Genomic DNA, 417 nt, shown 5'->3' with positions numbered 1-417 from the left:
ATCCCCATGGATGGGGTGAATGCAAAACAATGTCTGGAACATTATTGGTCCAACTGAACTACCGCTCTTCTTTTGCATTTTCATTTAAAACGAAAAAAGCCTCATCTTTCGATGAGGCTTTTCTCTATAGTTGGCGGAGCGGACGGGACTCGAACCCGCGACCCCCGGCGTGACAGGCCGGTATTCTAACCAACTGAACTACCGCTCCTTTAGCAATTTGCTTGCGCTGCATGCTAAATTCTTTTTAAGTCGCTGACATGTCAGTATCAGGAGACTTGCTCTTTCAAGCATCGTTTGGCGCCTGGAAATGACCTACTCTCGCATGGGGAGACCCCACACTACCATCGGCGATACTGTGTTTCACTTCTGAGTTCGGAATGGGATCAGGTGGTGCCACAGCTCTATGGTTTCCAGACA

The 417-nt window shown here is 48.7% G+C and carries 1 tRNA gene and 1 rRNA gene; both read right to left on the bottom strand.

Features of this window, described 5'->3' with window-relative positions:
- Positions 1–131: 131 nt before the first annotated feature.
- Positions 132–208, bottom strand: a tRNA-Asp gene (locus H5073_RS18075).
- Positions 209–299: 91 nt separating this feature from the next.
- Positions 300–415, bottom strand: a 5S ribosomal RNA gene (gene rrf / locus H5073_RS18070).
- Between the last annotated feature and the right edge of the window lie 2 nt (positions 416–417).

This window comes from Shewanella sp. SR44-3 (assembly GCF_014163735.1).
Lineage (GTDB): Bacteria > Pseudomonadota > Gammaproteobacteria > Enterobacterales > Shewanellaceae > Shewanella.
The sequence above is the reverse complement of the archived record's forward strand: the minus strand, read 5'-3'. Positions and strand labels throughout refer to the sequence as shown.